The 26037-nt window shown below is 35.5% G+C and carries 28 protein-coding genes; 16 read left to right on the top strand and 12 right to left on the bottom strand.

Annotated features, from left to right (window positions below; all coding sequences use genetic code 11):
- Positions 1-4 precede the first annotated feature (4 nt).
- Positions 5-577 (top strand): DUF3109 family protein, encoded by a 573-nt coding sequence (locus VL047_RS13100; RefSeq protein ID WP_325361248.1) that lies wholly within the window; start codon positions 5-7, stop codon positions 575-577.
- On the opposite strand, the gene VL047_RS13095 is transcribed toward VL047_RS13100, so the two are convergent.
- Positions 574-4992 carry a translocation/assembly module TamB domain-containing protein gene (locus VL047_RS13095; protein WP_325361246.1) on the bottom strand — a complete coding sequence of 1473 codons (4419 nt, stop codon included), beginning with the start codon at positions 4990-4992 and terminating at the stop codon, positions 574-576. The two genes, VL047_RS13100 and VL047_RS13095, sit on opposite strands and share 4 nt — an antisense overlap.
- On the opposite strand from VL047_RS13095, the gene tsaD reads away from it, so the two are divergent.
- Complete coding sequence (gene tsaD / locus VL047_RS13090; protein WP_325361244.1) at positions 4992-5996, top strand: tRNA (adenosine(37)-N6)-threonylcarbamoyltransferase complex transferase subunit TsaD; 1005 nt, start codon at positions 4992-4994, stop codon at positions 5994-5996. The genes VL047_RS13095 and tsaD overlap by 1 nt on opposite strands.
- 51 nt (positions 5997-6047) lie before the next feature.
- Entirely contained in the window at positions 6048-6239 is a 192-nt protein-coding gene (locus VL047_RS13085) for a hypothetical protein (RefSeq protein ID WP_325361242.1), read from the top strand.
- Between the two features lie 5 nt (positions 6240-6244).
- Here VL047_RS13085 and VL047_RS13080 read toward each other — a convergent pair whose 3' ends face one another.
- The 5 genes from VL047_RS13080 to folP are packed head-to-tail and all read right to left on the bottom strand — an operon-like array spanning position 6245 to position 10352.
- Positions 6245-7555 (bottom strand): nicotinamide mononucleotide adenylyltransferase, encoded by a 1311-nt coding sequence (locus VL047_RS13080; protein ID WP_325361240.1) that lies wholly within the window; start codon positions 7553-7555, stop codon positions 6245-6247.
- Positions 7556-7586: 31 nt separating this feature from the next.
- On the bottom strand, positions 7587-8138 hold the full coding sequence (locus VL047_RS13075) for an NUDIX hydrolase (protein ID WP_325361238.1): 552 nt from the start codon (positions 8136-8138) through the stop codon (positions 7587-7589).
- Positions 8135-8980, bottom strand: a complete 846-nt coding sequence (gene rfbD, locus VL047_RS13070) for a dTDP-4-dehydrorhamnose reductase (RefSeq protein WP_325361236.1) — start codon at positions 8978-8980, stop codon at positions 8135-8137. The genes VL047_RS13075 and rfbD overlap by 4 nt, the downstream gene beginning before the upstream one ends.
- Positions 8977-9525: a dTDP-4-dehydrorhamnose 3,5-epimerase gene (gene rfbC, locus VL047_RS13065; protein ID WP_325361234.1), complete on the bottom strand. Its 549-nt coding sequence runs from the start codon at positions 9523-9525 to the stop codon at positions 8977-8979. Before rfbC ends, rfbD begins: the two co-directional genes overlap by 4 nt.
- 5 nt (positions 9526-9530) lie before the next feature.
- A complete protein-coding gene (folP, locus tag VL047_RS13060) occupies positions 9531-10352 on the bottom strand; it encodes a dihydropteroate synthase (protein ID WP_325361232.1) in 822 nt (273 codons plus the stop codon).
- Positions 10353-10484: 132 nt separating this feature from the next.
- Between folP and VL047_RS13055 the strand changes: the two genes are divergently transcribed.
- Genes VL047_RS13055 through VL047_RS13045 form a run of 3 tightly spaced genes read left to right on the top strand, consistent with a single transcriptional unit; the run spans position 10485 to position 12774 of the window.
- A complete protein-coding gene (locus VL047_RS13055; protein WP_325361230.1) occupies positions 10485-11033 on the top strand; it encodes a DUF1599 domain-containing protein in 549 nt (182 codons plus the stop codon).
- A gap of 5 nt (positions 11034-11038) precedes the next feature.
- On the top strand, positions 11039-12211 hold the full coding sequence (locus VL047_RS13050) for a BT_3928 family protein (protein WP_325361228.1): 1173 nt from the start codon (positions 11039-11041) through the stop codon (positions 12209-12211).
- 5 nt (positions 12212-12216) lie between these two features.
- Positions 12217-12774 carry a shikimate kinase gene (locus VL047_RS13045; RefSeq protein ID WP_325361226.1) on the top strand — a complete coding sequence of 186 codons (558 nt, stop codon included), beginning with the start codon at positions 12217-12219 and terminating at the stop codon, positions 12772-12774.
- Here the strand turns inward: VL047_RS13045 and VL047_RS13040 are convergent.
- Positions 12752-13045 (bottom strand): DUF721 domain-containing protein, encoded by a 294-nt coding sequence (locus tag VL047_RS13040; RefSeq protein WP_414635312.1) that lies wholly within the window; start codon positions 13043-13045, stop codon positions 12752-12754. The two genes, VL047_RS13045 and VL047_RS13040, sit on opposite strands and share 23 nt — an antisense overlap.
- A complete protein-coding gene (gene recF / locus VL047_RS13035) occupies positions 13038-14153 on the bottom strand; it encodes a DNA replication/repair protein RecF (protein ID WP_325361224.1) in 1116 nt (371 codons plus the stop codon). Before recF ends, VL047_RS13040 begins: the two co-directional genes overlap by 8 nt.
- Before the next feature lie 187 nt (positions 14154-14340).
- Here recF and VL047_RS13030 point away from each other — a divergent pair, with 187 nt between their 5' ends.
- The 4 genes from VL047_RS13030 to ytxJ all read left to right on the top strand — a co-directional run bounded on the left by VL047_RS13030 (position 14341) and on the right by ytxJ (position 16684).
- Positions 14341-15024: a tetratricopeptide repeat protein gene (locus VL047_RS13030; protein ID WP_325361223.1), complete on the top strand. Its 684-nt coding sequence runs from the start codon at positions 14341-14343 to the stop codon at positions 15022-15024.
- Between the two features lie 9 nt (positions 15025-15033).
- A complete protein-coding gene (ribH, locus tag VL047_RS13025; RefSeq protein ID WP_325361221.1) occupies positions 15034-15528 on the top strand; it encodes a 6,7-dimethyl-8-ribityllumazine synthase in 495 nt (164 codons plus the stop codon).
- 77 nt (positions 15529-15605) lie between these two features.
- On the top strand, positions 15606-16340 hold the full coding sequence (locus tag VL047_RS13020; RefSeq protein ID WP_325361220.1) for a hypothetical protein: 735 nt from the start codon (positions 15606-15608) through the stop codon (positions 16338-16340).
- A gap of 2 nt (positions 16341-16342) precedes the next feature.
- Positions 16343-16684: a bacillithiol system redox-active protein YtxJ gene (ytxJ, locus tag VL047_RS13015; RefSeq protein ID WP_325361219.1), complete on the top strand. Its 342-nt coding sequence runs from the start codon at positions 16343-16345 to the stop codon at positions 16682-16684.
- On the opposite strand, the gene uvrB is transcribed toward ytxJ, so the two are convergent.
- Positions 16681-18708 (bottom strand): excinuclease ABC subunit UvrB, encoded by a 2028-nt coding sequence (gene uvrB, locus VL047_RS13010; protein ID WP_325361218.1) that lies wholly within the window; start codon positions 18706-18708, stop codon positions 16681-16683. The genes ytxJ and uvrB overlap by 4 nt on opposite strands.
- A gap of 82 nt (positions 18709-18790) precedes the next feature.
- Here uvrB and upp point away from each other — a divergent pair, with 82 nt between their 5' ends.
- Together upp and VL047_RS13000 are read left to right on the top strand one after the other, a co-directional pair.
- The gene (gene upp / locus VL047_RS13005; protein ID WP_325361216.1) at positions 18791-19441 is read left to right on the top strand and encodes a uracil phosphoribosyltransferase; all 651 of its coding nucleotides are present in this window, start codon (positions 18791-18793) and stop codon (positions 19439-19441) included.
- Positions 19441-20151, top strand: a complete 711-nt coding sequence (locus VL047_RS13000) for a YjjG family noncanonical pyrimidine nucleotidase (protein WP_414635314.1) — start codon at positions 19441-19443, stop codon at positions 20149-20151. Before upp ends, VL047_RS13000 begins: the two co-directional genes overlap by 1 nt.
- Positions 20152-20154: 3 nt before the next feature.
- On the opposite strand, the gene VL047_RS12995 is transcribed toward VL047_RS13000, so the two are convergent.
- Positions 20155-20514, bottom strand: coding sequence for a CoA-binding protein (locus VL047_RS12995; protein WP_325361212.1), 360 nt, complete (start codon positions 20512-20514; stop codon positions 20155-20157).
- Positions 20515-20550: 36 nt separating this feature from the next.
- Positions 20551-22095: an NAD(P)/FAD-dependent oxidoreductase gene (locus tag VL047_RS12990; protein ID WP_325361210.1), complete on the bottom strand. Its 1545-nt coding sequence runs from the start codon at positions 22093-22095 to the stop codon at positions 20551-20553.
- Between the two features lie 108 nt (positions 22096-22203).
- Here VL047_RS12990 and VL047_RS12985 point away from each other — a divergent pair, with 108 nt between their 5' ends.
- From VL047_RS12985 to VL047_RS12970, 4 genes are read left to right on the top strand one after another with little or no spacing between them, the layout of a single operon-like run.
- Entirely contained in the window at positions 22204-22782 is a 579-nt protein-coding gene (locus VL047_RS12985; RefSeq protein ID WP_325361208.1) for a LemA family protein, read from the top strand.
- Between the two features lie 3 nt (positions 22783-22785).
- Positions 22786-23211, top strand: a complete 426-nt coding sequence (locus VL047_RS12980; RefSeq protein WP_325361206.1) for a TPM domain-containing protein — start codon at positions 22786-22788, stop codon at positions 23209-23211.
- A gap of 32 nt (positions 23212-23243) precedes the next feature.
- Complete coding sequence (locus VL047_RS12975) at positions 23244-24044, top strand: TPM domain-containing protein (RefSeq protein ID WP_325361204.1); 801 nt, start codon at positions 23244-23246, stop codon at positions 24042-24044.
- 11 nt (positions 24045-24055) lie between these two features.
- A complete protein-coding gene (locus VL047_RS12970) occupies positions 24056-24457 on the top strand; it encodes a hypothetical protein (RefSeq protein ID WP_325361202.1) in 402 nt (133 codons plus the stop codon).
- On the opposite strand, the gene VL047_RS12965 is transcribed toward VL047_RS12970, so the two are convergent.
- On the bottom strand, positions 24458-25990 hold the full coding sequence (locus tag VL047_RS12965) for an NAD(P)H-hydrate dehydratase (RefSeq protein WP_325361200.1): 1533 nt from the start codon (positions 25988-25990) through the stop codon (positions 24458-24460).
- Positions 25991-26037 lie beyond the last annotated feature (47 nt).

The raw sequence follows: 26037 nt of genomic DNA, 5'->3' as shown, positions 1-26037 counted from the left end.
AATCATGATTGAGGTTGAGGGAGTTCTCGTAAGTGAAGAACTAATCAAAGAAGAATTTGTCTGCAATCTGTCTGCCTGTAAAGGAGCATGTTGTATTGAAGGCGACTCAGGTGCCCCATTGGAAGAGCACGAATTAGATATCCTAAAAGGCATCTATAGTAAGATAAAGCCTTATATGACTGCTAAAGGGATTCAGGCAGTTGAAGAACAAGGAACCCACGTAATTGATGAGGATGGAGATTTAACAACACCATGCGTTGATAAAAACAAAGAATGTGCTTATGTTACTTGGGAAAATAGTATTACCAAATGTGCCATAGAAAAAGCATATGAGGAAGGTGTTACTGACTGGCAGAAACCTATTTCTTGCCATCTTTATCCTATTCGTATTACTTCATATCCTGAATTCGACGTCTTGAATTATGATCGTTGGCATATCTGCCACGCTGCATGCTCTTTTGGTAAACAACTTAATGTACCAGTTTACAGCTTCTTGAAAACACCTCTCATTCGAAAATATGGAGAAGAATGGTATAAGGCTCTTGAGGAGTCAGTTAAATCAGGTGTTTTCTCTTAATTAACCTCGGTTGAATCAACTTTAGACTCCAAAGAAGTTGCTGGAATTTTTTTCGTTCTAAAATTAAATATCTTTCTAAAGAACTCGCCAAAAGTATCAAACTCTTGTCTATACACTAAACCCAAAGCACTAACGTATTCATCTTCGGGATTTAGAAAGTTTCTATTATTCAAGCGATTTGAGGCCCTAAGTAATAAATTTCCACTTTTTCGGAGCAGATAAAGTGCTTCTACATCACTGGCTACATCCTTTCCAAATACATTAAAATCATTTAATTGACCTCGTCTATCTGTTACGCCTCCAGTTAGGACCAACCTATCATTCAATAATCTAATGGATGCACTAGCCTCATTAAATGAACGAATATTGAAATCCACAAAATTAAGATTTAATGATTGTGAGATAATATTATTTAATTGATTGAATGCTAACTCAGTACCAGCACTAAACACCGTGGTGTTTAATTCACGTGTCAAATCGGTTCCTGTACCAGGAGCAAAACTCCGCCTTACAATTAGACTTAATGCCTGTTGATTAACATTATTAGCATCGCTTAAATAGCTCTGAAGCTCATCTTTTACGTATGAATCTGTTGGGAAATCTATACCAAAGGAAATATCCGGATGTAATAAATTTCCGTTCAATATCATTTCAGCCTGTGCTAATACACGTTGATCAGTACCATTTCTACCAGCTGCAATATAAAGAGGTCGTACACTTGTTCTTACCTGATAAATCGCAGTTAAATTTATTAGAGCTTCGGTAGGGTTTCCTGTCCATCTAATGGATCCTCCTTGATTAATTTCAAATATCTTATTAATAAAATCCTGTGCAGTAAACTCAAACTCTCCTTCTTGGATTGCATAATCACCAAACATCTCAAAATCACCCAGACTCGTTATATTCATAGATAAGAGCCCTTCACCCCTACCAGATAGTTTACCTAAATCAGTAAATATATTTATTTCAGCATCCGGGTCAACCGTAAGATCCATTGTCATTGTTAGGCCTTGAAAATAGTTTTTCCTGGGAACACCAAGTGACGAATCCTTCACTATGAAAGTTATAAAGTCCCTGTCTGTTATTGTTCCGGCGGCATTTAATGGAATATTAATCACGGTGCCTGAATTAGTTTGTGCATCAATTCTTATATTCATATTATTAGTTGGTCCCTGGAAGGAGAAACTTCCTGTTCCATAAGCCAATCCATAATACAAAGGATTATCCTTTGCAGTTGTATTTAAGACCATAAAGTTCTCAGCCGAAATTTCTATCTGAATCGTCGGATTTAGAGGTGTACTCATATCAACAGTCCCATTCGCAACTGCCTTATGATTATCCTTATCTACAATGGCTAGATTATTGATTACGATCTTACTGTTTTCTACTTGAACTTTATCATTTATAACGTAAGGGGTTTTAAGGTAATTAACCACCATTCCGGCATTTTTAAAGCTTGCTGTGCCATTTATTGACGGATTAAAAGGTGTTCCGACCACAGCTAGCTCTGCTGTAACTGATCCTGATAGGTCAGAAACCAGATTTCTTAAAAATGGGGTGAACAAGACTAGCTGGCTATCACTTAACTTCACTTTGAGGTCAAGCGAATTGTCCTCCTGAATAGCATTATAGGTGCCTTCGACAAATAATGACTGTATTCCTTCATTATTAATTTCAGCTTCTAAATTCACCAATTTACTACTCCGATCATAATCTGCGTTCAATACCAAATCTCCTATCATCACCTTATTATATTCGATTCTTTGAGCATTAATATCGCTCTGAATAAACGGATTCTTTAATAAAGATCTAATTTCAATATCTCCTTCCATTAACCCCTCTAGTTCAATTCCTACTGTCTTAGAAAGAGGATTTAATGTTTTGAGAGAGAAGTTTTGCAAGTTAATGGTTAATACTTCTTCAGTACTATCTGAGACCAATCCATCTATCCTTACCACTTGATTTCCCTGCGACAACTCCAGGCCATCTATCCGTGCCTTTCCATCTTCAAAATCAAACCGAACCTGATCTTGTATCCTCCACTCTTCATGATTTATAATCACATCAGATGGCAGTAAACTTAGACGAGGGGAAACATTATTACTGAACTCAATCAATCCATTTAAATCTAATTGGTTTGTCGCATCCGGATCTGACAGCTTAATATTAAAATTCAGACTATCATTACGAAGAACATTGGCGAAGTTGACATTGTTAATATATAGGCTATCAGTAATATCAATTCGATCAGAGGTTACAAATAAATTCAAATATTCATCATTTGTAGTTTGGTCAAAAATCAAGTTATTAACTTTGATATCCTTATATGTAATTAGAGGGATAAAGCCATTAAGAGAAGCTGTCTCATTTTCTGATGAAAATTGTCCGTTAACTATTACCTCTTCTGGTATAGTGACATCTGATGCAAAAACCAAAGCGAATGGAGAAAAATCCTTTAGCTTCATCTCCATATCAAACTCTTGAGCCCCACCCTCTATTATTTTTGTCTCCCAAGAAGGAATATAATGCTTTGCTACCGATTTAAAATAAGAAGGGAAGGTATTCAAATCAAATTCACCCTTTATGGTAACATCTAGGACATTTGACTGAATAGCCAAAACACGTTCCTTTCCACTCCCTTCAGCAAGTAATAAAAGTGAATCTACCTTTGCTGTTTGCTCTGATTTTTCAATGAGTAAATCGGAAATGGATAACTCTCCAATCATATCATTCAGACTCTTGCCAACAAAATTGCTATTAATAGTACCTGATAATACTAAACTATCTTGCGATAAATTTAAATTATTCAAATCCATTTTATCAACCTTTGCTGTAAAACCAAATTCAGGCAAATCATTATCTAAACTTAACTTACCACTGAAGTCAGCTGCCAGGTTCTCATCATCTACATTAATATTTCCAGCAAAAATCTGATTCTCAATAGCGCCATCAATTAGCATATCTTTATACCTATAATCCTTATAATCAATATATTGAATATTAGCCTCAATATTTTCATACAAATTCTCCAAAGAAAACCCTTCACCCTTGGCATTCGCTCTTAAAGCCACATATCCAAATTGTTCATTCTGTATTAAATCTCCGAGATTAAATTTATTAATTAATACTTCACCGCTATATTTCCCATCACCTTTCAATTTAAGATTGACATCAGCAATGATATCTCCAAGTTTCGTCTTAAAGATTCCTTTCGTTATAAAGTCATTATAAAAACCTGTAATCTGTCCTTGATAACTGAGCGTACCAAAGCGATCAAACAATACGGGTAATGCAAATAACTCCTTGCCACTTAAATCAGATACTAACGTTTCTAGATCTTTCCGATTAGTTATTAATTGAGAGAGATCCATATCAAAAAAAGTCTGCTCAATATTTGGCAGTCCTTTGATGGATACCTCTCCCTGCAACCATGTTTGCTTCCCGGTACGGATTTGCATTTCTTTTGCCTGGAGATTATCAACTTTACCTGAAAAATTTCCATTAATCAATACATCGAAATTGGTAACATTGACCTGGGGTGCGAATAAAGATATATCCTTAGATGTTATTCTGGAATCTCTTAGATTACCAGTTATAGAAACCTGATGAATAAAATCAGAAAAAGCAGCGAAATTAGCATATTCTAATAAAACATAGTCTCGTATATAGCTGGAATTCATTTCAAGATCTAATTGCGAGAACTCCATCCGATTAGAATCGATCGTTGCGGTAGTATTTAGTTTCTTAACAAAGACACCGCTCTTCTCTTTAAAAGTCAAATCTTGAACAGAAGCCCTAACAATATGATTTACATAATCAATATCATCAAACTTACCATTGAGGGAGTATACATGAAGATCTCCGAAATTTATCCCGTTAACCCCATGTTTAGAAGAGTAATTCTTATAGTAGAGTTCAATGTTCTTCAACGTAGCACTTGATAGAATTAAGTCTAATTTCTTAGATGGTTTTTCCTTTCTATCTGGTGAGAAATATTGCTGAATAAATGTAAAATTAGTGGTTGAATCAAGTTGTTTCTTAATTGAAATCTTTCCATCACTAATACTAATGTTATCAATTATCAATTCTGAGTTCCATATAGAGCTTAAATCTAGATCTGCTTGAAGTTCTCCAAAAAACAAAAGCGTATCCTTCTCCTGATCTTCTATATAAAAATTCTTGATTTGAATAGCATTAAAAGGTTTGAAATAAAGAGATTCTAATTTAATGGTGGTCTGAAGTTCATGGGAGAGATACTGTGAAGCCTTTTGAGTAACATAATTCTGTACAGACCTTAATTGAAGCGAAAGTGTTAAACTAACAAGTAATATTACTAAACCAAGTAATACACATAATGCTATTTTTACAACTTTTTTGATATTTTTGTATTTTCTAAAGAAACAAACTAAAAGCATTGGCAACCATACTTGGTATAGAATCAACCTGCGATGAAACATCGGCATCTATCTGCATAGACGGCATTATCCATTCAAATGTAATTGCGAATCAGACTGTTCACGAAAAATATGGAGGTGTTGTACCTGAACTAGCATCAAGGGCACATCAACAAAATATTATTCCAACAGTAGATCAATCTATTATAAACGCAAAAATACACAAAAATGACATAGATGCGGTAGCTTTTTCACGTGGACCCGGATTATTGGGATCCTTATTAGTAGGAACTTCTTTTGCAAAAGCATTTGCTTTAGCAAAGAACATTCCTCTTATTGAGATTAACCACATGCAAGCTCATATTTTAGCTCATTTCATTGAAGATCCTAAGCCTACATTCCCCTTTCTCTGTCTTACAGTATCAGGAGGACATACTCAAATAGTGAAGGTAAATGATTATTTCAGCATGCAGTTATTAGGACAAACTCTAGATGATGCAGCAGGAGAAGCCTTTGATAAAACCGCCAAGATATTAGGTCTTCCTTATCCGGGCGGACCTCTTATAGATCGCTACGCTAAAACAGGAGATCCTAATAAGTATTCATTTCCAGAACCAAAGATTCCAGATTTAAACTTCAGTTTCAGCGGATTAAAAACATCGATACTTTATTTCATACAAAAAAACTTAAAGGAGAATCCGTTATTTATTCAAGATAACTTAGCAGATATTTGCGCCTCTATACAAAGCAGAATTGTAAGTATCCTACTTAACAAATTGGAGGAAGCAGCACATAATACCGGCATTAATAATATCGCCATCGCAGGGGGGGTATCTGCCAATTCGGGGTTAAGAACGAGCTTGGAAAGTTTAGGGATAAAGAATTCATGGAATATATTTATTCCAAAGTTTGAATACTGCACTGATAATGCAGCAATGGTAAGCATCGCAGGATATTATAAATACTTAGAAAAGGATTTTATTACACAAGATATAACACCTTTAACACGTTGGGCACTGGATTAACTTTTTTATACCAAGATTAATAACGACTTTTGACATTTTAATATAATAAAAATGGATACACCCAGTCTCTTTTTCCTGATTGTTTTTGCCGTACCAATGGTGGTTCTTCTTTTCTGGATAATTAGAAAAGATAAAAAGAACCGGAAATGGGGTTATATTGTATTAACTGCCATAGTTATTGCCGCTTTATATGTTGCATTTTTTAAAGCCCCATCTTACCACGATATTTTCCCTAATATTTAGGTAGCTTATACCGTTTTAACAAAACGTTCATCATAATTTTCAATATCAATGATGTATTGGTTTCGAACTAAAAAATCGAAAAGTGGCCTCGCTTGCTCAGATACTGGCATATTGTGCGTTGTAACAATTATATTTTCCTTCTTATTAAGGTAAGGATAAGCATAAAGCTTAACATTCTTACTGAACATTCCACTTACATAAGCCAACAATTCATCTGTATAGTTCTCGCCATACAGTTTTGAATTAAAGATATTTTTAAGATTTGAAATATTACTTGAAATACCAACATTCTTTGGTTTAAATTGAGCTAGAAATTTAGCGAGGATATTATTTCTGGAAAAGTCAGATACAATAATATAGTTACCCGTTGCACACAAACTTTCAGCTCTTTCTGCAAAAGATCTTAAATCCTCATTACTTAACTCAGGATGATCTTCTAAAGCATTGGACATTAAAACTTCAATCATTACAACCAGGTTAGAATCATCTATCTTGCAATTACGCTTAAACTCATCTACCGCAAGATTAAATAAATCAAAATTCGGATTAGACTTTTGACGATATTTGGTTCTTAATATCATAACATCTTTTCTATACAAGAAATCCTTGGCTTGGAGAGCCTCTCCGTTTGGCGCAAAAATAGCCGCACTTGAAAAATCTTTTGCTACGAGATAAAGATTAATCAACCGTTCATTAACATTTTTAAAAGCCGGACCTTTTACACGAACTAAATCAATTTCAACTGAACCTGAAGTCAAATTGTCAACCAAGGATTCAATCATCGTCTGAATATCGTGAATATAATAATGAGATGCATATACCAAATTTACTCCCAAAATGCCCAACACAGTTTGTTGAAGACCTGCATCGCTATCTAACAAGCGAACATGAAATATAATGTCATTTGCATCTCCACCAGGTTCAACCTGAAAACGAAGACCTATCCAGCCGTGTGGATCATTGGACTTACTAAAATTCAAAGTAGTTACCGTATTGGCAAAAGCAAAAAGATGACGATTAGCATATTTGGGACCTACCAGCCTCTCAGTTAATAACCTATATTCATGATCCAGCATTTTCTCAAGCCTTGACTGACTAACATATCTTTTCGATTCTTCTACACCATAAATAGAATCGCTGAAGGCCATGTCATAAGCCGACATTGATTTGGCTATGGTTCCAGAAGCAGCTCCTGCAGTAAAAAAGTTGCGTGCGACTTCCTGTCCCGCACCAATTTCTGCGAATGTTCCATAAATCTCTCCATTTAGATTGATCGCTAAAGCTTTCCGCTTAGTTTCTAAGATTTCTCTTGCCATAGTATAAAATTAACGAATCGAATAGATGCCATTAAGAAAGCATTCCTAATTTTCGAAGTGCATAGAACAAAGCTGCAGAATGCAATGCCTGTCCAAACTTATTTTCAAATAATAATTCTTTTAACTCCTCGGGTGAAACCAATACTAATTGGATTTCTTCTTGCAAGTCGAGTTGCTGGTTTTGAAACTTAACTCCCCCCTTCGCTAAATAAGTTGTGGTTATATTATTACTCGTTGCTGGATTAGGGAACAACTCACAAATCTCGTCAAACGAATCAAAGCTATATCCAGTTTCTTCTAATAATTCTCGTTTAACTGCTTCCAATTTATTTTCTCCATCATCAATCACACCTCCAGGTATCTCTAAAACCGTAGAAGACGACCCATGTCGATACTGTCTTACTAATATAAATTGATTATCGGCTGTTAGAGCCACAGCATTTACCCAGTTGGGGTATTCCAACACATAATACTCTGGCACCACATAACCGGATGGCATTTGACAAACATCTTTTCTCAAGACTGCCCAAGGGGCTTTAACTAAATACGTGGAATCTAATATTTTCCAAGATAAATCGCTCATATATTTTTTATACAACGTTCTAAGCTATCGCTCCAGTGTGGAATAGCTATGCCAAAAGTTTGTTTAATTTTTGTTTTATCCATTATGGAGTAAGCCGGTCGAGTAGCTTTGGTCGGATATTGAAACGTATGTATTGGTTTCAATTGAATATTAATATTTGCGTACTTAAATATTGAATGAGCAAAATCATACCACGATGCTGTGCCCTCATTGCTATAATGATATAGCCCATAAGTGGGTTTATCCAGCTGGGCGATTTCAACAATAACGTTTGCTAGATCCATCGCATAGGTTGGTGTACCGACTTGATCGAATACGATTCCTATTTCATTCCTTTCTAAGCCTAAACGCAGCATTGTTTTCAGAAAATTATTGCCAAATTCAGAATATAACCAGCTCGTCCGAATAATAACATGGTTATCTAATGTTGATATAATTGCTTCTTCTCCTAATAATTTTGTCTTTCCATAGGTATTAATAGGATTAGGGAAATCCTCTTCTGTTAAAGGAGTTGCACTTTTACCATCAAAAACAAAGTCGGTTGAAATATGAATTAAGTCTGCATCATATTTCACACAAAGCTGCGCAATTAACTTCGGAGCTTGGGAGTTTATTGCTGCTGCCTTCAAAGGCTCATCCTCGGCCATATCAACTGCTGTATAAGCCGCACAATTGATCACAATTTCTGGCCTATAATTATCAAACACTTCATGCAAATGTCCCTCTTCTAAAATATTTGCTTCTTGAGAGTTAAGATACTTAATATCTAAACCTACGCTCTGAACATTTTGTATACATTGAGCTAATTGCCCGGTTCCGCCCAAAACAATTACCTTTTTCATAGTAAACTACTTTCATTAAAATGTGACAAATCCAAATCCTTTTTTGCTACAACTCTATCTTTTTCATTGATAATCCATTCTATATTCAACTTTGGATCTGCATAATAGACACCTCGTTCGGATACTTTATTATAGAAATTATCACACTTATAAAAGAATTCAGCCGTTTCACTTAGAACTGCGAAGCCATGATAAAAACCTCTCGGTATAAATAGTTGTAATTTATTCCCTGCACTTAGTCGTACAGAGTATGATTCTCCAAAACTTGAGCTACCCTTGCGTGCATCAACAATCACATCTAAAACCTCACCTTGTAGAACTCTTACTAATTTCGCTTGTGCAAATTCAGCAGCTTGCGCATGCAATCCTCTAATTACCCCATAAGAAGAATAAGATTGATTATCCTGAACAAAGCTTGTAGAAATACCTGTTGCATCTCTAAATTTCTGATCGTTGAAACTCTCGAAGAAATAGCCGCGTTCATCTTCTATAACAAATGGCCTTAAGAGAAAACAATCCTTAAAAGGTCGTTCAATAATTTCCATAAATCCTATTTAGATCTTTCTTTTAACTTTTTAATCAATAAAACTGTTTCCTTAGCTTCCTTAACATCATGAACACGCAATATCTTTGCACCATTCAACATTAACACTGAATTCAATACCGTTGTTCCATTTAAGGCATCTTGCGCGGTTAATCCTAACGTATTATATATCATTGACTTTCTAGAAACTGCTCCCAATAAAGGTAATCCAAAGACACCGAACTCTGAAAAGCGATTGATGACTTCAAAATTTTGTTCAAGTGTTTTTGCAAATCCAGGGCCTGGATCCAAGATAATATCCTTTACGCCAAAAAAACGCAACTTATTAATTCTATCAGCAAAATATGCACAGATATCAGATATGAGATCCTCATATTCAGTAAAGCTTTGCATACTCTTTGGTGTACCGCGCATATGCATTAATATATAAGGAACCTGTAATTTACCAATGGTTTCAAACATATTATTGTCCAAGCCACCACCAGAAATATCATTAATTATATGAGCTCCATGCTGAACTGCTATTTCTGCTACCTTCGATCGAAAGGTATCTATTGAAATGACACACCCAGAGTGTTGCTTTTTCAATAAATCAATGAAAGGAACCAAGCGGTTTATCTCTTCTTCCTCACTTATATGTGCAGCATTAGGTCTTGATGAATACGCTCCGATATCCAATATATCGGCACCTTCTTGTAAGAGCTTTTCTGCGTGTAGAAGAGCTCTATCGACTTGAGAATACCTTCCTCCATCAAAAAATGAATCAGGTGTAATATTAATAACTCCCATAACCAGTGGGTCAGCTAGATTCAGTAGCTTATGGCCCACATTTATAGTGGAGACTTCTGGACTAAACACAATAATAAAATTCAATATGTGTTCGCTAAATTAAGTATATTCCGGTAATTTTGTGAAGAAAGTGCCAAATGCTTCAAAAATATTATTGGATCAAGACTAAATATGAGAGATACTACTGCAGAATATAACCAAGCAATAAAACAATGTAAAGAATTGTTTTTAAAGAAAGCGAAAGATTATGGTACAGCCTGGCGTATTTTAAGACTATCTTCTATAACAGACCAATTATTTATTAAGGCACAAAGAATCCGTACATTAGAAGTAACAGGAGTCGCAAAAGTTGATGAAGGTATTCCTTCTGAATTTATTGCGATCGTTAATTATTGCGTCATTGCTCTTTTACAAATAGAATTAGGCGAAGGCAATAATGAAGAAATTAACCTGAAGCAATTGGAAGAAAGCTATGATAAAAAAGTCAGTGAGGCTTATAACCTGATGATGGCGAAGAACCATGATTACGGAGAAGCTTGGCGAGATATGAGGATTAGCTCTTTGACTGATCTAATTTTAATGAAAATATTAAGAGTAAAACAAATAGAAGATAATAAAGGAGAAACTTTAGCATCAGAAGGTACATATGCTAATTATCAAGACATGTTGAATTATGCCGTTTTTGCTCTCATTAGATTGCAACCAACTTCTCAAAGTTAAAAACAATGAAATCTACTTCTAAAAAAAGCTTCTATATAATATGGGGGATTCGTTTAATTGTATCCATACTATTCATTTTCTCCGGTCTTATAAAGGCGAATGACCCTATCGGATTCAGTTACAAATTAGTTGAATACTTCGACGTCTTTAAACTTAATTTCTTAAATGATTATTCAGTAGCTATAGCAATAGCCATATGTAGTCTAGAAATAATTCTAGGAGCCTTATTACTCTTTGGCTTTTGGAGTAAGAAGACAATTTGGGGGCTTCTGTTACTTATCATTTTCTTTACATTTTTAACTTTCTACTCAGCCTTTTTTGAGGTTGTTACATCTTGTGGATGCTTCGGAGATGCAATTCCATTAACTCCATGGCAATCTTTTACAAAAGATTGTATTTTATTAATTCTAATTGCCATCCTATTCTATTATAAAGAGCAGATTAAGCCCCTTATTAAAGATTTTTATACCCAATCTATTCTAACCACTTGTGTAATCGTCGTTTCTATCGGATTTGGAGTTTATACTTATAATTTTTTACCTATAATTGATTTTCTTCCCTATAAATCAGGAAACAATCTACCTTCATTAATGACAATCCCGGAGGGTGAATCAATCGATGAGTATGAAACTATATATGTCCTAAAAAACAAAGAGACCAATGAAACAAAGAAAGTTGGTGACAAGGAATATTTACAAGCTGAAATATGGAAAGATCAATCTTGGGAAATTGTTGGTGATCCAGAGACCAGGTTAATCAAAAAGGGTTATCAAGTACCAATCAGTGATCTTATCATTAGTGATATTAATGGAGTGGACCATACAAATGAGATCATTGAAAACCCTGAATATAATTTAATTATTGTAGCCTATGATATCAATAGTGCAAATCAAGATGGTTTAAAAAAGCTGAATAACCTTGCTCAATCTGCAGCCGAAGAGTATCGGATTCGTACCGTTATATTAACAGCCAGCACTATGCAAGCAGTAGAAAAAGCTACCAATGGTCTTGACCTATTTTCAGAAATCTTCTTTGTAGATGCAATTCCTCTAAAGAGTATGGTTCGTTCGAATCCTGGGTTAATGTTGTTAAAGAATGGCACAGTCATTAAAAAATGGCATTTTCATATTCTCCCATCAATACAGAAATTGGCAGATAAATACCTCATTGAAAATTGATCCCCATGTCACATACAGATAACAAATTAATTTGGGAATTAAATCGTCCTGTTTTTCTTATAGGATTTATGGGCTCTGGAAAAACAACAGTGGGGAAAAAGCTATCGAAAGCAAGTAAACTGAAGTTTATAGATTTAGATAAACAAATTGTGGAAAAATCTGGCATGAAGATATCCGATTATTTCTCACTTCATGGAGAAGACTCTTTTAGAACTCTTGAAACTAATATCTTGAAATCAATTCCACTAGATCAAGGAATAATTGTGTCAACCGGAGGTGGAAGTCCATGTTTCAATGATAATATGGAGTGGATGAATGAGAAAGGTATGACCGTTTATTTAGAGCTTTCTCCCAAGGCATTACTAAAACGTCTTTCTGGAAAAGAAATACAAAACAGACCATTACTCCAAGGTAAAAGTGAAGATGAAATACTAGATTTTATAATTATGAAATTAGCAGAGCGGGAGGGTTTCTATAAAGAGGCACAGTTAACTATAGATGCTCACAGCATTAGCCCCAAGCAGGTATTAGATTTAATCATTACAAAATTACAATCGAAGTAATAACTTCTTTACCGGCTCTATCATTCAACTTTTCAAGAATCTGACTTTTCATCATAATCAACTCATTTTTAATAACAGAAGATTCTATTCTTATAAACAGCTTCTTATCTGCAATGTAAATCTGTGTAGTTCGACTTGCAATTGCATTTCCCATGAGTTCAGGCCAAGCAGCAATAAGAGAGGTTTCATCGAATTTCTTTCGTAATCGATAAACATCAAGCATTTGCTCTATAGCTTCTTTCAACGTTTTATCATTATTTCTTTTAATCATAAGACATCAATGTTTCACTAACTGTTCCCATTGCAACATCAAAAGTACGTAAATCACAAGAAATGTTTTTAAAGACATCTCTGATTTTATCTAAGTTAGTATGAGTAATAAATATCTGACCAAAATCATCTTGAGACACCATTTCCATAAGTCGTTTGATTCGTTTATCATCTAACTTATCAAAGATATCATCTAACAGCAATAAGGGCTTGTAGCTCTTTTTCTCTGTTAGGTAATCATACTGCGCTAATTTTAATGCTATCAAAAAAGACTTCTGCTGACCCTGCGATCCAAACTTTTTCAAAGGCATATCATTAACTGTAAAGATCAAATCATCTTTATGTATCCCTGAAGTAGTACGCTCTAAAGCCTGATCTCTTTCAGCAGATTGTTCAAGCAAATTAAGAAAGGTATTCTTGTTCAATTGCGATTCATAAGAAAGTGTGACCGGTTCAGCATTGTCAGTTAAAAACGAATAGTGTTTATTAAACAGTTTCGTAAAAGACTCCATAAAAAGCTTACGCTGAATATATATTTGATTACCTGGCTCAACTAATTGCGCGTCATAAACTGATAGCAGATCTGAATCAAAAGATCTATGTTTAAATTGCTTTAATAAGCCATTTCTGTTTTGCAAAACACGGTTATAACTTATTAATAAATCTAAATAATGGCTGTCCGTTTGAGAAATTACATTATCCATGAATCTTCTCCTTTCCTCACTACCCTCTGTAATTATGATGGAATCATTCGGGGATATCATTACTAAGGGGAACAGCCCTATGTGATCTGCCAAGCGCGAATACTCTTTTTTATTCCGCTTAAATTTCTTTTTTTGATTTCTCTTTAAACTGCAGGAAACTATATCCTCTTCCTCATTTCTCTGAAAGATCCCTTGCAGCATAAAGAAGTCGTTACCATGCTTTATTTGTTGAGAGTCTATCGGGTTAAAGTAACTTTTACATAACGATAAATAATGAATCGCATCTAATAAGTTAGTCTTTCCAGCACCATTGTCACCAGAAAACGCATTTACTTCAGGAGAAAAATCAATTACGAACTCAGCATAGTTTTTAAAATTAAGAGCAGAAAGGTGTTTAATCCACATAAGAAACAAAGATAGTTTTTTTAATTAGTGAAATAATATATTCTATTTTGTGTACTTTTAAACATTTAATATTCAATATTTCTATTACAATAACATTAAAATCATCACTTTAGCACATAAACTTATACAACTTCCTTGTTTGTATGCAGTAAAAATGTATTTTTGCAATCCGAATTTATTTTAAGAAATGTCAACAAAACAAAAAAATAAAAATTTAACAGCTTCAACGATCAACCATGGTGGAGAAAGAAGCTTCATTAAGGAAAATGAAAAAAGTCTAGGTTTTATTGCTCTAGGTATTGTGGTATTAGTTTTACTATACTTCGGCTACCAAAAACTTTACTTAGCCCCTCGTGCTGAAAAGGCTAGCAATGAGATTTTTAAAGCTGAAAGTTACGCACAGATAGACTCTTTGCAAAAACTTGCTATCAATGGCGATGGCTCCTACCCTGGCTTTGAGCAAATAGCAGAAGAGTATTCAAATACTCCTTCAGCAAATATAGCGAACGCTTATCTTGGTGGTCTTTATTTACGTCAGGGACAATTTCAAGATGCCATAAACGCACTTGAAAATTACACTTCAACCGGAAGCCCTATCTTAGATCCGTTAGTAATCGGTTTACTAGGTGATGCTTACTCTGAGTCACAAGATTATAAGCAAGCCGCTGCACAATACAAAAAAGCTGCAGATATAAAATCAAATAATTTCACATCTCCCTTATTTCTAAAAAAGTTAGGGTTAGTGAGTGAAGCACAGAATGACTTTAAAGGAGCACTAGATGCTTATAATAAAATAAAAAAGGAGTATCCTCAAAGCCAAGAAGCTGCTATGGTGGATGCATACATTGCGCGCGCTGAAGCACACTTGTAATCTATAAAAATGGCGACTCATCTTAAAAGCCTTTCTGATTTCACACATTTAAGAACCTATTCTGCTGAAGCATTCACATTTGGAATTGTTGTTGCACAATGGAATGCTGTAATTACTGGTTCACTTTACGATGGAGCCTATCAACTCTTATTAGAAAAAGGAGCTAAACCAGATAATATCAAGACAATTCAGGTACCTGGAAGTTTTGAACTTACTTCTGGAGCAGATATGCTATTACAAGACAAATCCATTGATGCCGTTATTTGTTTAGGATGTGTAATACAAGGGGAAACCCGTCATTTTGATTTCATATGCAATGCAGTTGCGAATGGGGTTACCAATGTCTCATTAAAACACAATAAACCCGTGATTTTCGGCGTTCTAACAACAGACAATCAACAACAAGCCGAAGATCGTGCTGGTGGAAAGCATGGGAATAAAGGTGAAGAAGCTGCAATCACTGCCATTCAAATGGCAAAGATATCCTCTGATTTAATTAAATAATCTAACATTCCTTTTGTTAAAATTTACTCTATCTTTGATTAGATATAAGATTTCAGTTGTCTAGAAAATTAGATATCATGTCCAACAAAAGAATATCAATATTCCTAGTTTTCCTTCTTCTTTTCAATTTTCTCTCTTTCAAATCTCATGGCCAAAATCAGTCTACGGTAATAAATAAATTATTAGAAGGGATAGGAGGCGAAAAATCGTTAAAGGAGGCTCATTATATAATGTTTAGTTGTATCAATGAAGATCACACGGATATCCAGGAAGAGCATACTTATATATACGATAGGAGTACAAAAAACTGTAGATTCGAAGGAAAAACCAAGGAAGGAGACTCTCTAACAGTATTATTCAATACACAAAATAGCCTAGGGAAATTATATATAAATAATGAGAAAAAACAGAATCCCGAATTATTAAAAAGCATTATTCAACTTTTCAATGAAGATTCCTATCTGTTACTTACACCTATGCAACTAGCAAATAACAGACTTAATCTCACTATCCAGGCACCTGTTATTATTGATTTGAAAAAATATTTTATCTTAGAAGTAAATTCAGCTAATGGTCAAAATGAATCTGCAAAATTATATATCGATTCTCAAACAGGAATAATCCGTAAATGGGAAACCTTCAATAAAGATCAAGAGAAAATACATGAGTTCGTAACTTCAAGAATCAAAGACATTGGTGGAGGGCTAACCTTAGCTACGCAATTCACGGATAAAATTAGCGGTACAGTTTTTAAATATCCAATTGTTGCCGCCTTATTAAATATTGAAACTTCCAAATTTCAAAATCTATAAATATGAACTGGATACCATTAGACTCTATCAGTCAATTAGAGGACATTAAAAAACAATCTGAACCTGTGTTGATTTTTAAACACAGTACACGCTGTCCTGTGAGCAGCATGGCAAAAAGAAATCTAGAATTAGAAGCAATTTTATTGCCTGAAAATGTACAAACTTACTTTCTTGATCTGATAAAATTTCGTGACATCTCTAATCAGATTGCAGAGATATGGAAAATAAAGCACGAGTCTCCGCAAGCTTTATTAATATATAATAAGGAATGTATTTACAATAGTTCACACAATGAAATAAGTATAGCAGATATTGTTGTAAAAATTAAAGAGCTGGCTCACTAAGAATACCTTTCCTTTATAACTTTTTCTAAAGCGAACATTTCGTCCCTATATTTTGCAGCCTCTAAGAAATCCATTGATTTCGCTGCTTTCTGCATCTGTTTCTGAGCATTATCAAACGCTTTTTGCAACTGCGTTTGATCCATATACTGAATTACCGGATCAGCAGCCAAGCTCGCATCATCTGGCCCTGCATAAGCTTTTGCTACACCACCTTTAAAGTCGGCTACCGATGTCTGGCCGATGATTTCCTCGCGCGACTTCCCGACTGTTCGTGGAATAATGCCATGTAACTCATTATAGGCGATCTGTTTTTCACGACGACGATCTGTTTCTTCAATAGTAATCTGCATACTTTTCGTTATTTTATCAGCATACATAATTACCCTTCCGTTTTCATTCCTTGCGGCACGGCCAATCGTCTGAATCAACGATCGCTCAGAGCGTAGAAATCCTTCTTTATCAGCATCTAGAATCGCAACCAATGTAACCTCGGGCAAATCCAACCCCTCTCTCAACAAGTTAATTCCTACCAAAACATCAAATTCACCTAAGCGCAACCCTCGAAGGATTTCAACTCTCTCAAAAGTTTTTATCTCCGAATGTATATAGCGTACTTTTACACCTAAACGGGCCATATATTTAGTCAACTCTTCAGACATACGTTTTGTCAATGTTGTAACTAAAATTCTTCCGCCCTCCTTAACAGTCTTATCGATTTCATCTAATAAATCATCTACTTGATTAACGATTGGACGAATCTCAATTTGCGGATCAAGTAAGCCTGTTGGACGAATAACCTGCTCTACCACAACACCTTCAGTTTGTTGCAGCTCATAATCACCGGGGGTGGCACTTACATAAATGGTTTGAGGAGCCAAAGCTTCGAATTCAGGAAAATTTAGAGGTCGGTTATCTAATGCAGCAGGTAAACGAAATCCATATTCGACAAGGGATAACTTTCTTGATCGGTCTCCTCCATACATCGCCCGAATCTGAGGAACAGTTACATGACTCTCATCAATCACCATTAAATAATCATCTGGAAAATAATCCAGTAAACAGAAAGGTCGCATTCCTGGTTGTCTTCCATCAAAGAATCTAGAATAATTCTCTATTCCACTACAATATCCAAGCTCTCGCATCATCTCCAGATCGTAATTTACACGTTCCTCCAAACGTTTTGCTTCGAGCATTCTTCCATCACCAATAAGTTGCTCTTTACGTAAGACTAACTCTTCTTGAATATTCCAAATTGACTCTGTGAATCGTTCCCGTGGAGTAACAAATAAATTTGCAGGAAATAAAGCAAGATCAGTCATCTTCTCTAAAGTTTTTCCGCTATCTGGGTCAATTACAGCCAACTCTTCAATCTCATCTCCAAAGAAAGAAATACGATAAGCTTCATCCATATAAGCAGGATACACATCCACAATATCTCCCTTCACTCTAAATGTCCCACGTTTAAACTCTAAGGTTGTCCTTGTATATAATATTTCAACAAGTCTATGGAGAAAAGAATTTCTGGAAATAACTGTTCCAACAGCAAATCGAAAGACCATACGAGAGAAATCTTCTGGATTTCCCATACCGTAAATACACGAAACCGAAGAAACAACAATAAGATCACGCCTTCCGGACATTAACGAAGAAGTTGTCTTTAGCCGCAATTTTTCAATCTCATCGTTTATTGCAAGATCCTTTTCTATATATGTATTTGAGGTAGCAATATATGCCTCCGGTTGATAATAATCATAATAAGAAACAAAGTAATTAACAGAATTTTCAGGAAAGAACTGTTTAAACTCCCCGTAAAGTTGAGCAGCAAGCGTTTTATTATGGCTTAAAATAAGGGTAGGTTTCTGTGCCTGCTGAATTACATTTGCAATGGTAAAAGTTTTACCTGATCCTGTAACTCCTAACAAATTTTGATAATGATCGCCATTATTTACACCTTCAACTAATTGTCTGATAGCTTCAGGCTGATCACCTGTAGGTTGATATTCTGAAGTGATTTTGAATTCCATGTATGATCAAAACTTAAAGGAGAATAAATTGTTTTTACAAATTTAAAGATAATATAGTCAGCAATTAACCTATTTTTGCTATATGATCCATATCCTAACTGATACTAATAGTATTGCAAATCACTTTCTTGCAGAACTAAGGAATGTTGACATCCAAAATGATCAAATGCGCTTTCGAAGGAATCTGGAAAGAATAGGTGAAATATTTGCTTATGAAATCAGTAAAACTCTTTCTTATGAAAACAAGAAGGTCGTCACCCCATTAGGAGAGGCTCAAACCCAACTATTAATAGACCCCCCCATATTAGCAACTATTTTAAGAGCAGGATTACCATTGCACCAAGGTCTATTAAACATTTTTGATCAATCGAGCTGTGCTTTTATAGCTGCTTATCGTAAGACTAAAAAAAGCGGAGAATTCGAAATATATAAAGAGTATCAAGCTACGCCTGACCTTAATGGTCATACAGTTATTGTTTCAGATGTAATGTTGGCAACCGGTAAAAGTATGGTTCTTATATGTAAAGAATTACTTGCTGAATATAAAATTAAACATCTCCATATTGTTTCAGCAATTGCAAGTGAAGAAGGCTTAGAACATACTAAAGCTTTCCTACCGAATGCATCCTTCTGGATAGGGGCTGTTGATGCTGAATTAACTAGTAAAGCTTATATCGTTCCGGGATTAGGAGATGCGGGAGATCTTGCTTATGGAAGCAAAGGTACGAAATGATGGATTTAGCAACTTTCAAATCAAAAAAGCATCTATTCTTCGATCTTGATCATACTTTATGGGACTTTGATAAAAATGCTGAAGAAACACTTACTGAACTCTTTGAGATTTACGATTTTCGTAAATTAGGCATCGCCTCTTGTGATAACTTTATAGCAACCTATACAACAAACAACCACAAACTGTGGGCTCAGTATCATATAGGGGAGATTACAAAAGATAATCTGAGAGCTGCAAGATTCGTTAATACCTTTAAAGATCTCGGTATAGACCCCTCTTTATTCCCTTTACAATTCGAAGAGGATTATCTAACGTTATGTCCACAGAAAACAAATCTTTTTCCTCATGCAATTGAAGTATTAGAATATTTACAAAAAAGATATGTACTGCATTTAATTTCAAATGGGTTTAAAAATGCTTCTGAAACTAAAGTTACAAATACAGGAATAGGCAAGTACTTTTCCCAAATCATTATCTCCGAGAATATAGGTATACATAAACCTCATCCAGAGATTTTTAACTATGCACTTAAAGGTGCCTTAGCAGAAAAGAATGAAAGTATAATGATTGGCGACAGTATAGAGGCCGATATACGTGGAGCACAAAACTTCGGAATTGACGCAATTTTCTTTAATCCTAATAATATTAATAGGCCTAAAGATATTAAGTATCAAATCATCGAATTAAAAGAATTAATGGAGATATTCTAACTGTTAAAACTGGTTACTTGCTAATAAAACCAATGTACAGGCATTCGTTGCCTCGATACCATTCTCTTCAGCCAATTTGTACAACTCCGGATTTTCGGCACCTGGATTAAATATTAACCGTTTAGGTTTAGTCTTCAGGATATAATCGTAATATTCTTTTTGAATTTGCGATCCGATATAAAGTGTAATCGTGTGTATATCATTGTAAATCTTATCGGCTTTCTCTATTGTTTTTCCTGCCGCCTCACCTTTCTTAACTCCAATATTAACGATTTTATGCCCTGTATAAACTAATCTTGTGGCAGCCTTATTCGCATAACGATCTATGTTCGGCGTGGCACCTATTATCATGGTCTTTTTCATTGTTCTTTTCTTTTTCTTAGTAACACATAATATATCCTATAGTTTTGTAATTGCTTTTGCACAATTAATCCCATCAATAGCGGCAGAAACAATTCCGCCTGCATAACCAGCGCCCTCTGCACATGGGTAAAGCCCTTTTACTTGTGGGTGCTGAAGACTTTTTGAATCTCTTACTATTCGAATCGGTGAAGAAGTCCTCGACTCAACTCCTACCAAAATCGCTTCATTCGTAAAATATCCTTTCATCTTCTTGCCAAATCTAGGTAACGCCTGTTTCAAAGAATTGCCTATAAAATGAGGCAGAACATCATTTAGATCCACAGAGCGCGTTCCTGGTTTATAGGAATTTACAGGCAGATTAGTAGAAACTTTCCCTTCTACAAAGTCAATCATACGTTGAGCTGGAGCAATTTGGTTACCTCCCCCCAAAATAAATGCTTTTCTCTCTATTGATTGTTGAAACTCTAATAATGCAAGGGAATTACTCATTGAATTCGCGATATCGGATAAATTAACTTGAACCACAGTACCTGAATTAGCGAAAGGGTTATTACGTTTAGATGGCGACCAACCATTTACAACTATCTCACCTTCTGAAGTAGCACAAGGAGCTATTACTCCTCCCGGGCACATACAAAAAGAAAATACTCCTCTCTCATCGATTTGTTCCACCAAACTATAGTAAGCAGGAGGCAAATACTCACCTCTTACATCACAATGATACTGCACCTTATCAATTAATTTTTGAGGATGCTCAATACGAACGCCTAAAGCAAATGGTTTGGCCTCGAGCATCCAATTCTTGCGATAAAACAACTCATATATATCTCGGGCCGAATGACCCGTTGCTACAATAACAGAGTCTGCAAGAACGGTTTCTCCAGATTCAAATTTAAGTCCCCTAACCTCTCCAAATTGAGTCTCAATATCAACCACCTTCTTCTCAAAATGAATTTCACCTCCAGCAGAAATAATTGTATTACGAATGTCCTCTATAATATGAGGTAGTTTGTTAGTGCCTATATGTGGCCGCGCATCAATTAGTATATCCGGTGATGCCCCATGATATACAAAAAGCTCTAATACTTTTTGAACATCTCCACGCTTATTCGAACGCGTATATAATTTTCCATCTGAGTATGTACCTGCGCCCCCCTCCCCAAAGCAATAGTTAGATTCCCCATTCACAATCCCCATCTTATTTAAAGCCGCTAAATCACGACGTCTATTTTTCACATCTTTACCACGTTCAAATATGATAGGCTTCAATCCCTCTTCTATACATTGTAACGCAGCAAATAACCCAGCAGGCCCAGATCCAATGATCAAAACAGGTCTTGCACCTGACACATTTTCAGGATTAAATCCAAAAACAGGAGCAGATAATTCTTCATCAATATATACAATCAATTGTATTCTAAAAACGACTTTTCTTCCGCGCGCATCAATGGATCTCTTATTAACCTTAACCGCTTTAATGCGTTGAATTGAGACACTTAGCTTTTTCGAAGCTTGCTCTATAAGGTGGTTTTCATCAAAAATATTTTCTGGAATAACGGCTAATTCAATTACTTTTTGCATATTGTATGACCGAATTTTTCCTTCGGAAGAAACAAAGGTATAACTTTTGCATATTAAAAGTTAAATAGTATAAATCGACTAAAAAACTAATCCTTTAAAAAAGAAACAATGAGAAAATTATTAGTTGGATTAATTGGCTTTCTTGCCATAACATCATTAAGCTCCTGCGGTTATAACACAATGGTTCAACTTGACGAAAATGTGAAAGCGAAATGGGCACAAGTCGAAAACGCCTACCAAAGAAGAGCAGATTTAATACCAAATCTGGTTAATACAGTTAAAGGTGCCGCAAATTTTGAACAAGAAACTTTAACCCAAGTAGTTGAAGCACGAGCCAAAGCAACCTCTATCAATGTTGATGCAAATAACCTTACACCTGAAAATATTGCACAGTTCCAACAAGCACAAGGAGCTTTATCTCAATCCTTGGGTCGCTTATTAGCAACTGTAGAAGCTTATCCTGATATTAAGGCAAATCAAAACTTCCTTCAATTACAGGCTCAATTAGAAGGAACAGAGAATAGGATATCTGTAGAAAGACGTGCATTTATTGAAGCAACCCAACAATACAACTCTGAAATCCGTCAATTTCCAAATAATCTAATGGCGGGAATATTTGGTTTCAAGCAAAAAGGATCTTTTACAGCAGAAGCAGGTGCTAATGAGGCGCCGGATGTTCAATTTTAAAGAATGAAACTTTTTAATAATCAACAAGAGGAAAAAATCATGCATGCCATTAACATGGCCGAAAACCGAACTTCGGGCGAGATTAGGGTATGCATAGAGAAGAAATGTCCTCATGAAGCAATAGCACAGGCAGTCAGGCGATTTAGTGAGTTAGACATGCACAAAACAGCTCTCAAGAACGGTGTTCTAATCTATCTCGCTATAGAGGATCATAAGTTTGCTATTATCGGAGATGAAGGAATTAATAAAAAAGTTCCTGAAAATTTCTGGGAAGAAACAAAAAACATAATGGCTGACTTGTTCAAAAAGGAACAATTTGCGGAAGGCTTAATTGCTGGTATACATCGGGCCGGCAAGCAACTCAAAACTTTTTTCCCCCGTTCCGACGATGATATAAATGAATTACCAAACGAAGTTGTTTACTTCTAATTTTGAAGATTCCCGCTTTTACTAAGCTACTCATGAAAGTATTAAAATTCTTTAGCATTCTATTTTTAAATTTTCTTTTAATCAACTTTAGCTATGCGGATGATTTCCCCGAACGCTCTAATCGATTAGTGAATGACTATACAAATACTTTAAGTGCTGATCAAATTCAACAACTCGAAAGCAAGTTAGTAGCATTTGACGACTCCACAACCATTCAAATTGCAATTGTACTTATTCAATCTTTACAAGATTATGAAGTAGCAGATTATGCAGTTCGTTTAGCTCAAAAATGGGGAATAGGAGGAAAGGAAAACAATAGTGGTATTTTACTTTTGGCATCATTGGGTGACAGAAAAGTAACTATACAGACAGGTTATGGAGTAGAGGGTGCGGTACCAGATGCTATAGCATTCCAAATTATAAATAATGAAATAAAACCGGCATTTGCGCGTCAAGACTATTTTACTGGTTTAAATGATGCAACTAATGCTTTAATTTCCTATACAAAAGGTGAGTATAAAGCTAAACCCAAAGAAAGCAATAAGGGATTAAACGCAGGAACGATTATTTTTGTTGTGATCTTTTTTATAATCATAAGTATTATCTCTAAAGGAGGTAATAATGGCAGAGGTGGCGGTAAGGTTATAGGAAGTAGAGGAAGTTCCGACTTGCTATGGTGGACTCTTTTAGGAGGCTTAGGAAATCGCGGTGGCGGATTCGGCGGCGGCAGAGGAGGTGGATTTGGCGGTGGTGGTGGATTCGGCGGCGGCGGCGGTTTTGGTGGATTCGGTGGCGGCGGGTTCGGTGGTGGTGGAGCTAGTGGAGGCTGGTAATTAAATAATAGATGTTAAAGAGAGATTCCTTAGCTGCTCAAATGCAGCAATTAAGTCAGGTTTTAGCAAAAGTAAAGCGCCTGATTATTGAAGATGCGGAAGAAGAAGCAAAGAAAGTTAGCTATGCTATTTTCAAAGACTATTATCAGCTGAACGATGAAGACCTTATAACACTTTCAGAGAATCAATTTCTACAAAAGATAAAAAGCAAAAATCTCAAACCAGAGGAATTAAATATGCTTAGCTACTTTATCGATGAATATGCCGGGCTCCAGGACGAATTTGCATTACAGGTACATTTTTATAAAAGGTACCTGCTTTTAGTAAATTTATTAGAAAATGAGCATCACTTCGTATCCTTAGACCATATCTCTCGACGAGCAATTTTACAAGAACAAATAAGCAATCTATAATCAGCTTCTGATATCTCCTATAACAAATGGCATTTTGGCAATAAGCTGGGTAGCCGAAACAGAATACCTGCCCGAGTCAATCAATGAATCACCAGCTTTGCCATGTAAATAACATGACAATATACAAGCTTCTTTTGGTGTATATCCTTGGGCCAAAAAAGAAACAATAATTCCTGTAAGAACATCTCCCATTCCACCAGAAGCCATTCCAGGATTTCCAGTTGGGTTGATCATAACCCTACCATCTTCTAAAACAATAAAGGTATACCTGTTTTTTAAAACAATAATAACCTGATATTTTTTGGCCTGTTCAATAGCTAATAATAATCGAGACCACCAAGAGCTCGATTCTCCAAAGAGTCTATCAAACTCTTTCATATGCGGCGTTAAAATAGTCCCTTTCGGTAATCTACCTAACAATGATCGATTATGTGACAAGTAATTCAATCCGTCTGCATCTATTACCATGGGCACTTTTGTCTCATTAATAATCTGCTCTATTAAAAACGTATTATTTCCTAAACCAGGCCCAATTGCAATAGCAGAAAAGGAATCCCTATGTTCAACTTTCCAAGCCTCTTTAATATTCAGATACATAGCTTCAGGCAAACGTGTATGCAGTGCAACGCGATCTTCTTCCGGAATGCAAACACTCGTTAAACCAGCCCCGGAGTATATACAAGCTTCTGCAGAAAGTAAAGCTGCTCCACTTTTCCCTGCGCTACCTGCATAAATCAATGCGTGGCCATAAGTTCCTTTATGGCTGAAATTCTCACGAGGCCGATAAATCCCTGTAATATCTGAACTCTGAAGCAAGTAGTAATCCGAAGGACATGATTCGATAAACTCTTCACGCAACCCAATATCAACAACATGAAAAGTCTGTAGAAAAGCGGCAGACTCGGGAAAGAAAAAATTTAATCTTGGTCTTTGGAAACTGATTACATCTTTCACTATCAAAACACTTTCATTTGTAGGTAACTCACCATCGGATGGAAATCCTGTTGGACAGTCGACTGCAATCAAATGTTTGCCAGTTTTATTAATCATCCTAACCAATCTCAACAAGTCATTGTTAAGCGGCCTATTAATACCTGATCCCAAAATCGCATCAATAATAACATCTTCCGATATATTTTCTAAATCTTCACCATCCCAATAGCTAAACTCAATAGGTGTCTCTTCCAAACGCACAAGGTTATGTAGAAAATCAGCAGATTCTTTCCCACCCGTCCGAATGATCATTACTCGAATATTAGAATAACCACTACACTGCAATAATCGTGCAATCGCTAAGCCATCCCCCCCGTTATTACCCGTTCCACATAGGACCAAAATCGATTGATACTTTTCAGGTATTAACCCAGAAAACACTTTTAAAAAAGCAGAAGCAGCCCTTTCCATTAAACCGACAGAAGAAAGGTTCTTCGCTTTCAAACAATCAGCATCAGCCTCTCGCATTTGTGCAACCGTTATCAATTTACGCATTCCTGAAATTAAGAAAAAACCACCAATCTTTTTACAAATACTCAATTATGATGGTCGGCTTATTTTTTATACTTTTGGAATATATGATGAAC

This window comes from Albibacterium sp. (genome assembly GCF_035514885.1).
Classification (GTDB): Bacteria; Bacteroidota; Bacteroidia; order Sphingobacteriales; family Sphingobacteriaceae; genus Albibacterium.
Note: the sequence above shows the minus strand (reverse complement) of the source record. Positions and strands in the feature narration are given on the sequence as shown.

Excerpts from the sequence above, each read along its gene's own strand:
- VL047_RS13100 (WP_325361248.1), top strand. The coding sequence starts at position 5 with ATGATTGAGGTTGAGGGAGTTCTCGTAAGTGAAGAACTAATCAAAGAA.
- VL047_RS13095 (WP_325361246.1), bottom strand. The coding sequence starts at position 4,992 with ATGCTTTTAGTTTGTTTCTTTAGAAAATACAAAAATATCAAAAAAGTT.
- VL047_RS13085 (WP_325361242.1), top strand. The coding sequence starts at position 6,048 with ATGGATACACCCAGTCTCTTTTTCCTGATTGTTTTTGCCGTACCAATG.
- VL047_RS13080 (WP_325361240.1), bottom strand. The coding sequence starts at position 7,555 with ATGGCAAGAGAAATCTTAGAAACTAAGCGGAAAGCTTTAGCGATCAAT.
- VL047_RS13075 (WP_325361238.1), bottom strand. The coding sequence starts at position 8,138 with ATGAGCGATTTATCTTGGAAAATATTAGATTCCACGTATTTAGTTAAA.
- rfbD (WP_325361236.1), bottom strand. The coding sequence starts at position 8,980 with ATGAAAAAGGTAATTGTTTTGGGCGGAACCGGGCAATTAGCTCAATGT.
- rfbC (WP_325361234.1), bottom strand. The coding sequence starts at position 9,525 with ATGGAAATTATTGAACGACCTTTTAAGGATTGTTTTCTCTTAAGGCCA.
- VL047_RS13055 (WP_325361230.1), top strand. The coding sequence starts at position 10,485 with ATGAGAGATACTACTGCAGAATATAACCAAGCAATAAAACAATGTAAA.
- VL047_RS13050 (WP_325361228.1), top strand. The coding sequence starts at position 11,039 with ATGAAATCTACTTCTAAAAAAAGCTTCTATATAATATGGGGGATTCGT.
- VL047_RS13045 (WP_325361226.1), top strand. The coding sequence starts at position 12,217 with ATGTCACATACAGATAACAAATTAATTTGGGAATTAAATCGTCCTGTT.
- VL047_RS13040 (WP_414635312.1), bottom strand. The coding sequence starts at position 13,045 with ATGATTAAAAGAAATAATGATAAAACGTTGAAAGAAGCTATAGAGCAA.
- recF (WP_325361224.1), bottom strand. The coding sequence starts at position 14,153 with ATGTGGATTAAACACCTTTCTGCTCTTAATTTTAAAAACTATGCTGAG.
- VL047_RS13030 (WP_325361223.1), top strand. The coding sequence starts at position 14,341 with ATGTCAACAAAACAAAAAAATAAAAATTTAACAGCTTCAACGATCAAC.
- ribH (WP_325361221.1), top strand. The coding sequence starts at position 15,034 with ATGGCGACTCATCTTAAAAGCCTTTCTGATTTCACACATTTAAGAACC.
- VL047_RS13020 (WP_325361220.1), top strand. The coding sequence starts at position 15,606 with ATGTCCAACAAAAGAATATCAATATTCCTAGTTTTCCTTCTTCTTTTC.
- ytxJ (WP_325361219.1), top strand. The coding sequence starts at position 16,343 with ATGAACTGGATACCATTAGACTCTATCAGTCAATTAGAGGACATTAAA.
- uvrB (WP_325361218.1), bottom strand. The coding sequence starts at position 18,708 with ATGGAATTCAAAATCACTTCAGAATATCAACCTACAGGTGATCAGCCT.
- upp (WP_325361216.1), top strand. The coding sequence starts at position 18,791 with ATGATCCATATCCTAACTGATACTAATAGTATTGCAAATCACTTTCTT.
- VL047_RS13000 (WP_414635314.1), top strand. The coding sequence starts at position 19,441 with ATGGATTTAGCAACTTTCAAATCAAAAAAGCATCTATTCTTCGATCTT.
- VL047_RS12995 (WP_325361212.1), bottom strand. The coding sequence starts at position 20,514 with ATGAAAAAGACCATGATAATAGGTGCCACGCCGAACATAGATCGTTAT.
- VL047_RS12990 (WP_325361210.1), bottom strand. The coding sequence starts at position 22,095 with ATGCAAAAAGTAATTGAATTAGCCGTTATTCCAGAAAATATTTTTGAT.
- VL047_RS12985 (WP_325361208.1), top strand. The coding sequence starts at position 22,204 with ATGAGAAAATTATTAGTTGGATTAATTGGCTTTCTTGCCATAACATCA.
- VL047_RS12980 (WP_325361206.1), top strand. The coding sequence starts at position 22,786 with ATGAAACTTTTTAATAATCAACAAGAGGAAAAAATCATGCATGCCATT.
- VL047_RS12975 (WP_325361204.1), top strand. The coding sequence starts at position 23,244 with ATGAAAGTATTAAAATTCTTTAGCATTCTATTTTTAAATTTTCTTTTA.
- VL047_RS12970 (WP_325361202.1), top strand. The coding sequence starts at position 24,056 with ATGTTAAAGAGAGATTCCTTAGCTGCTCAAATGCAGCAATTAAGTCAG.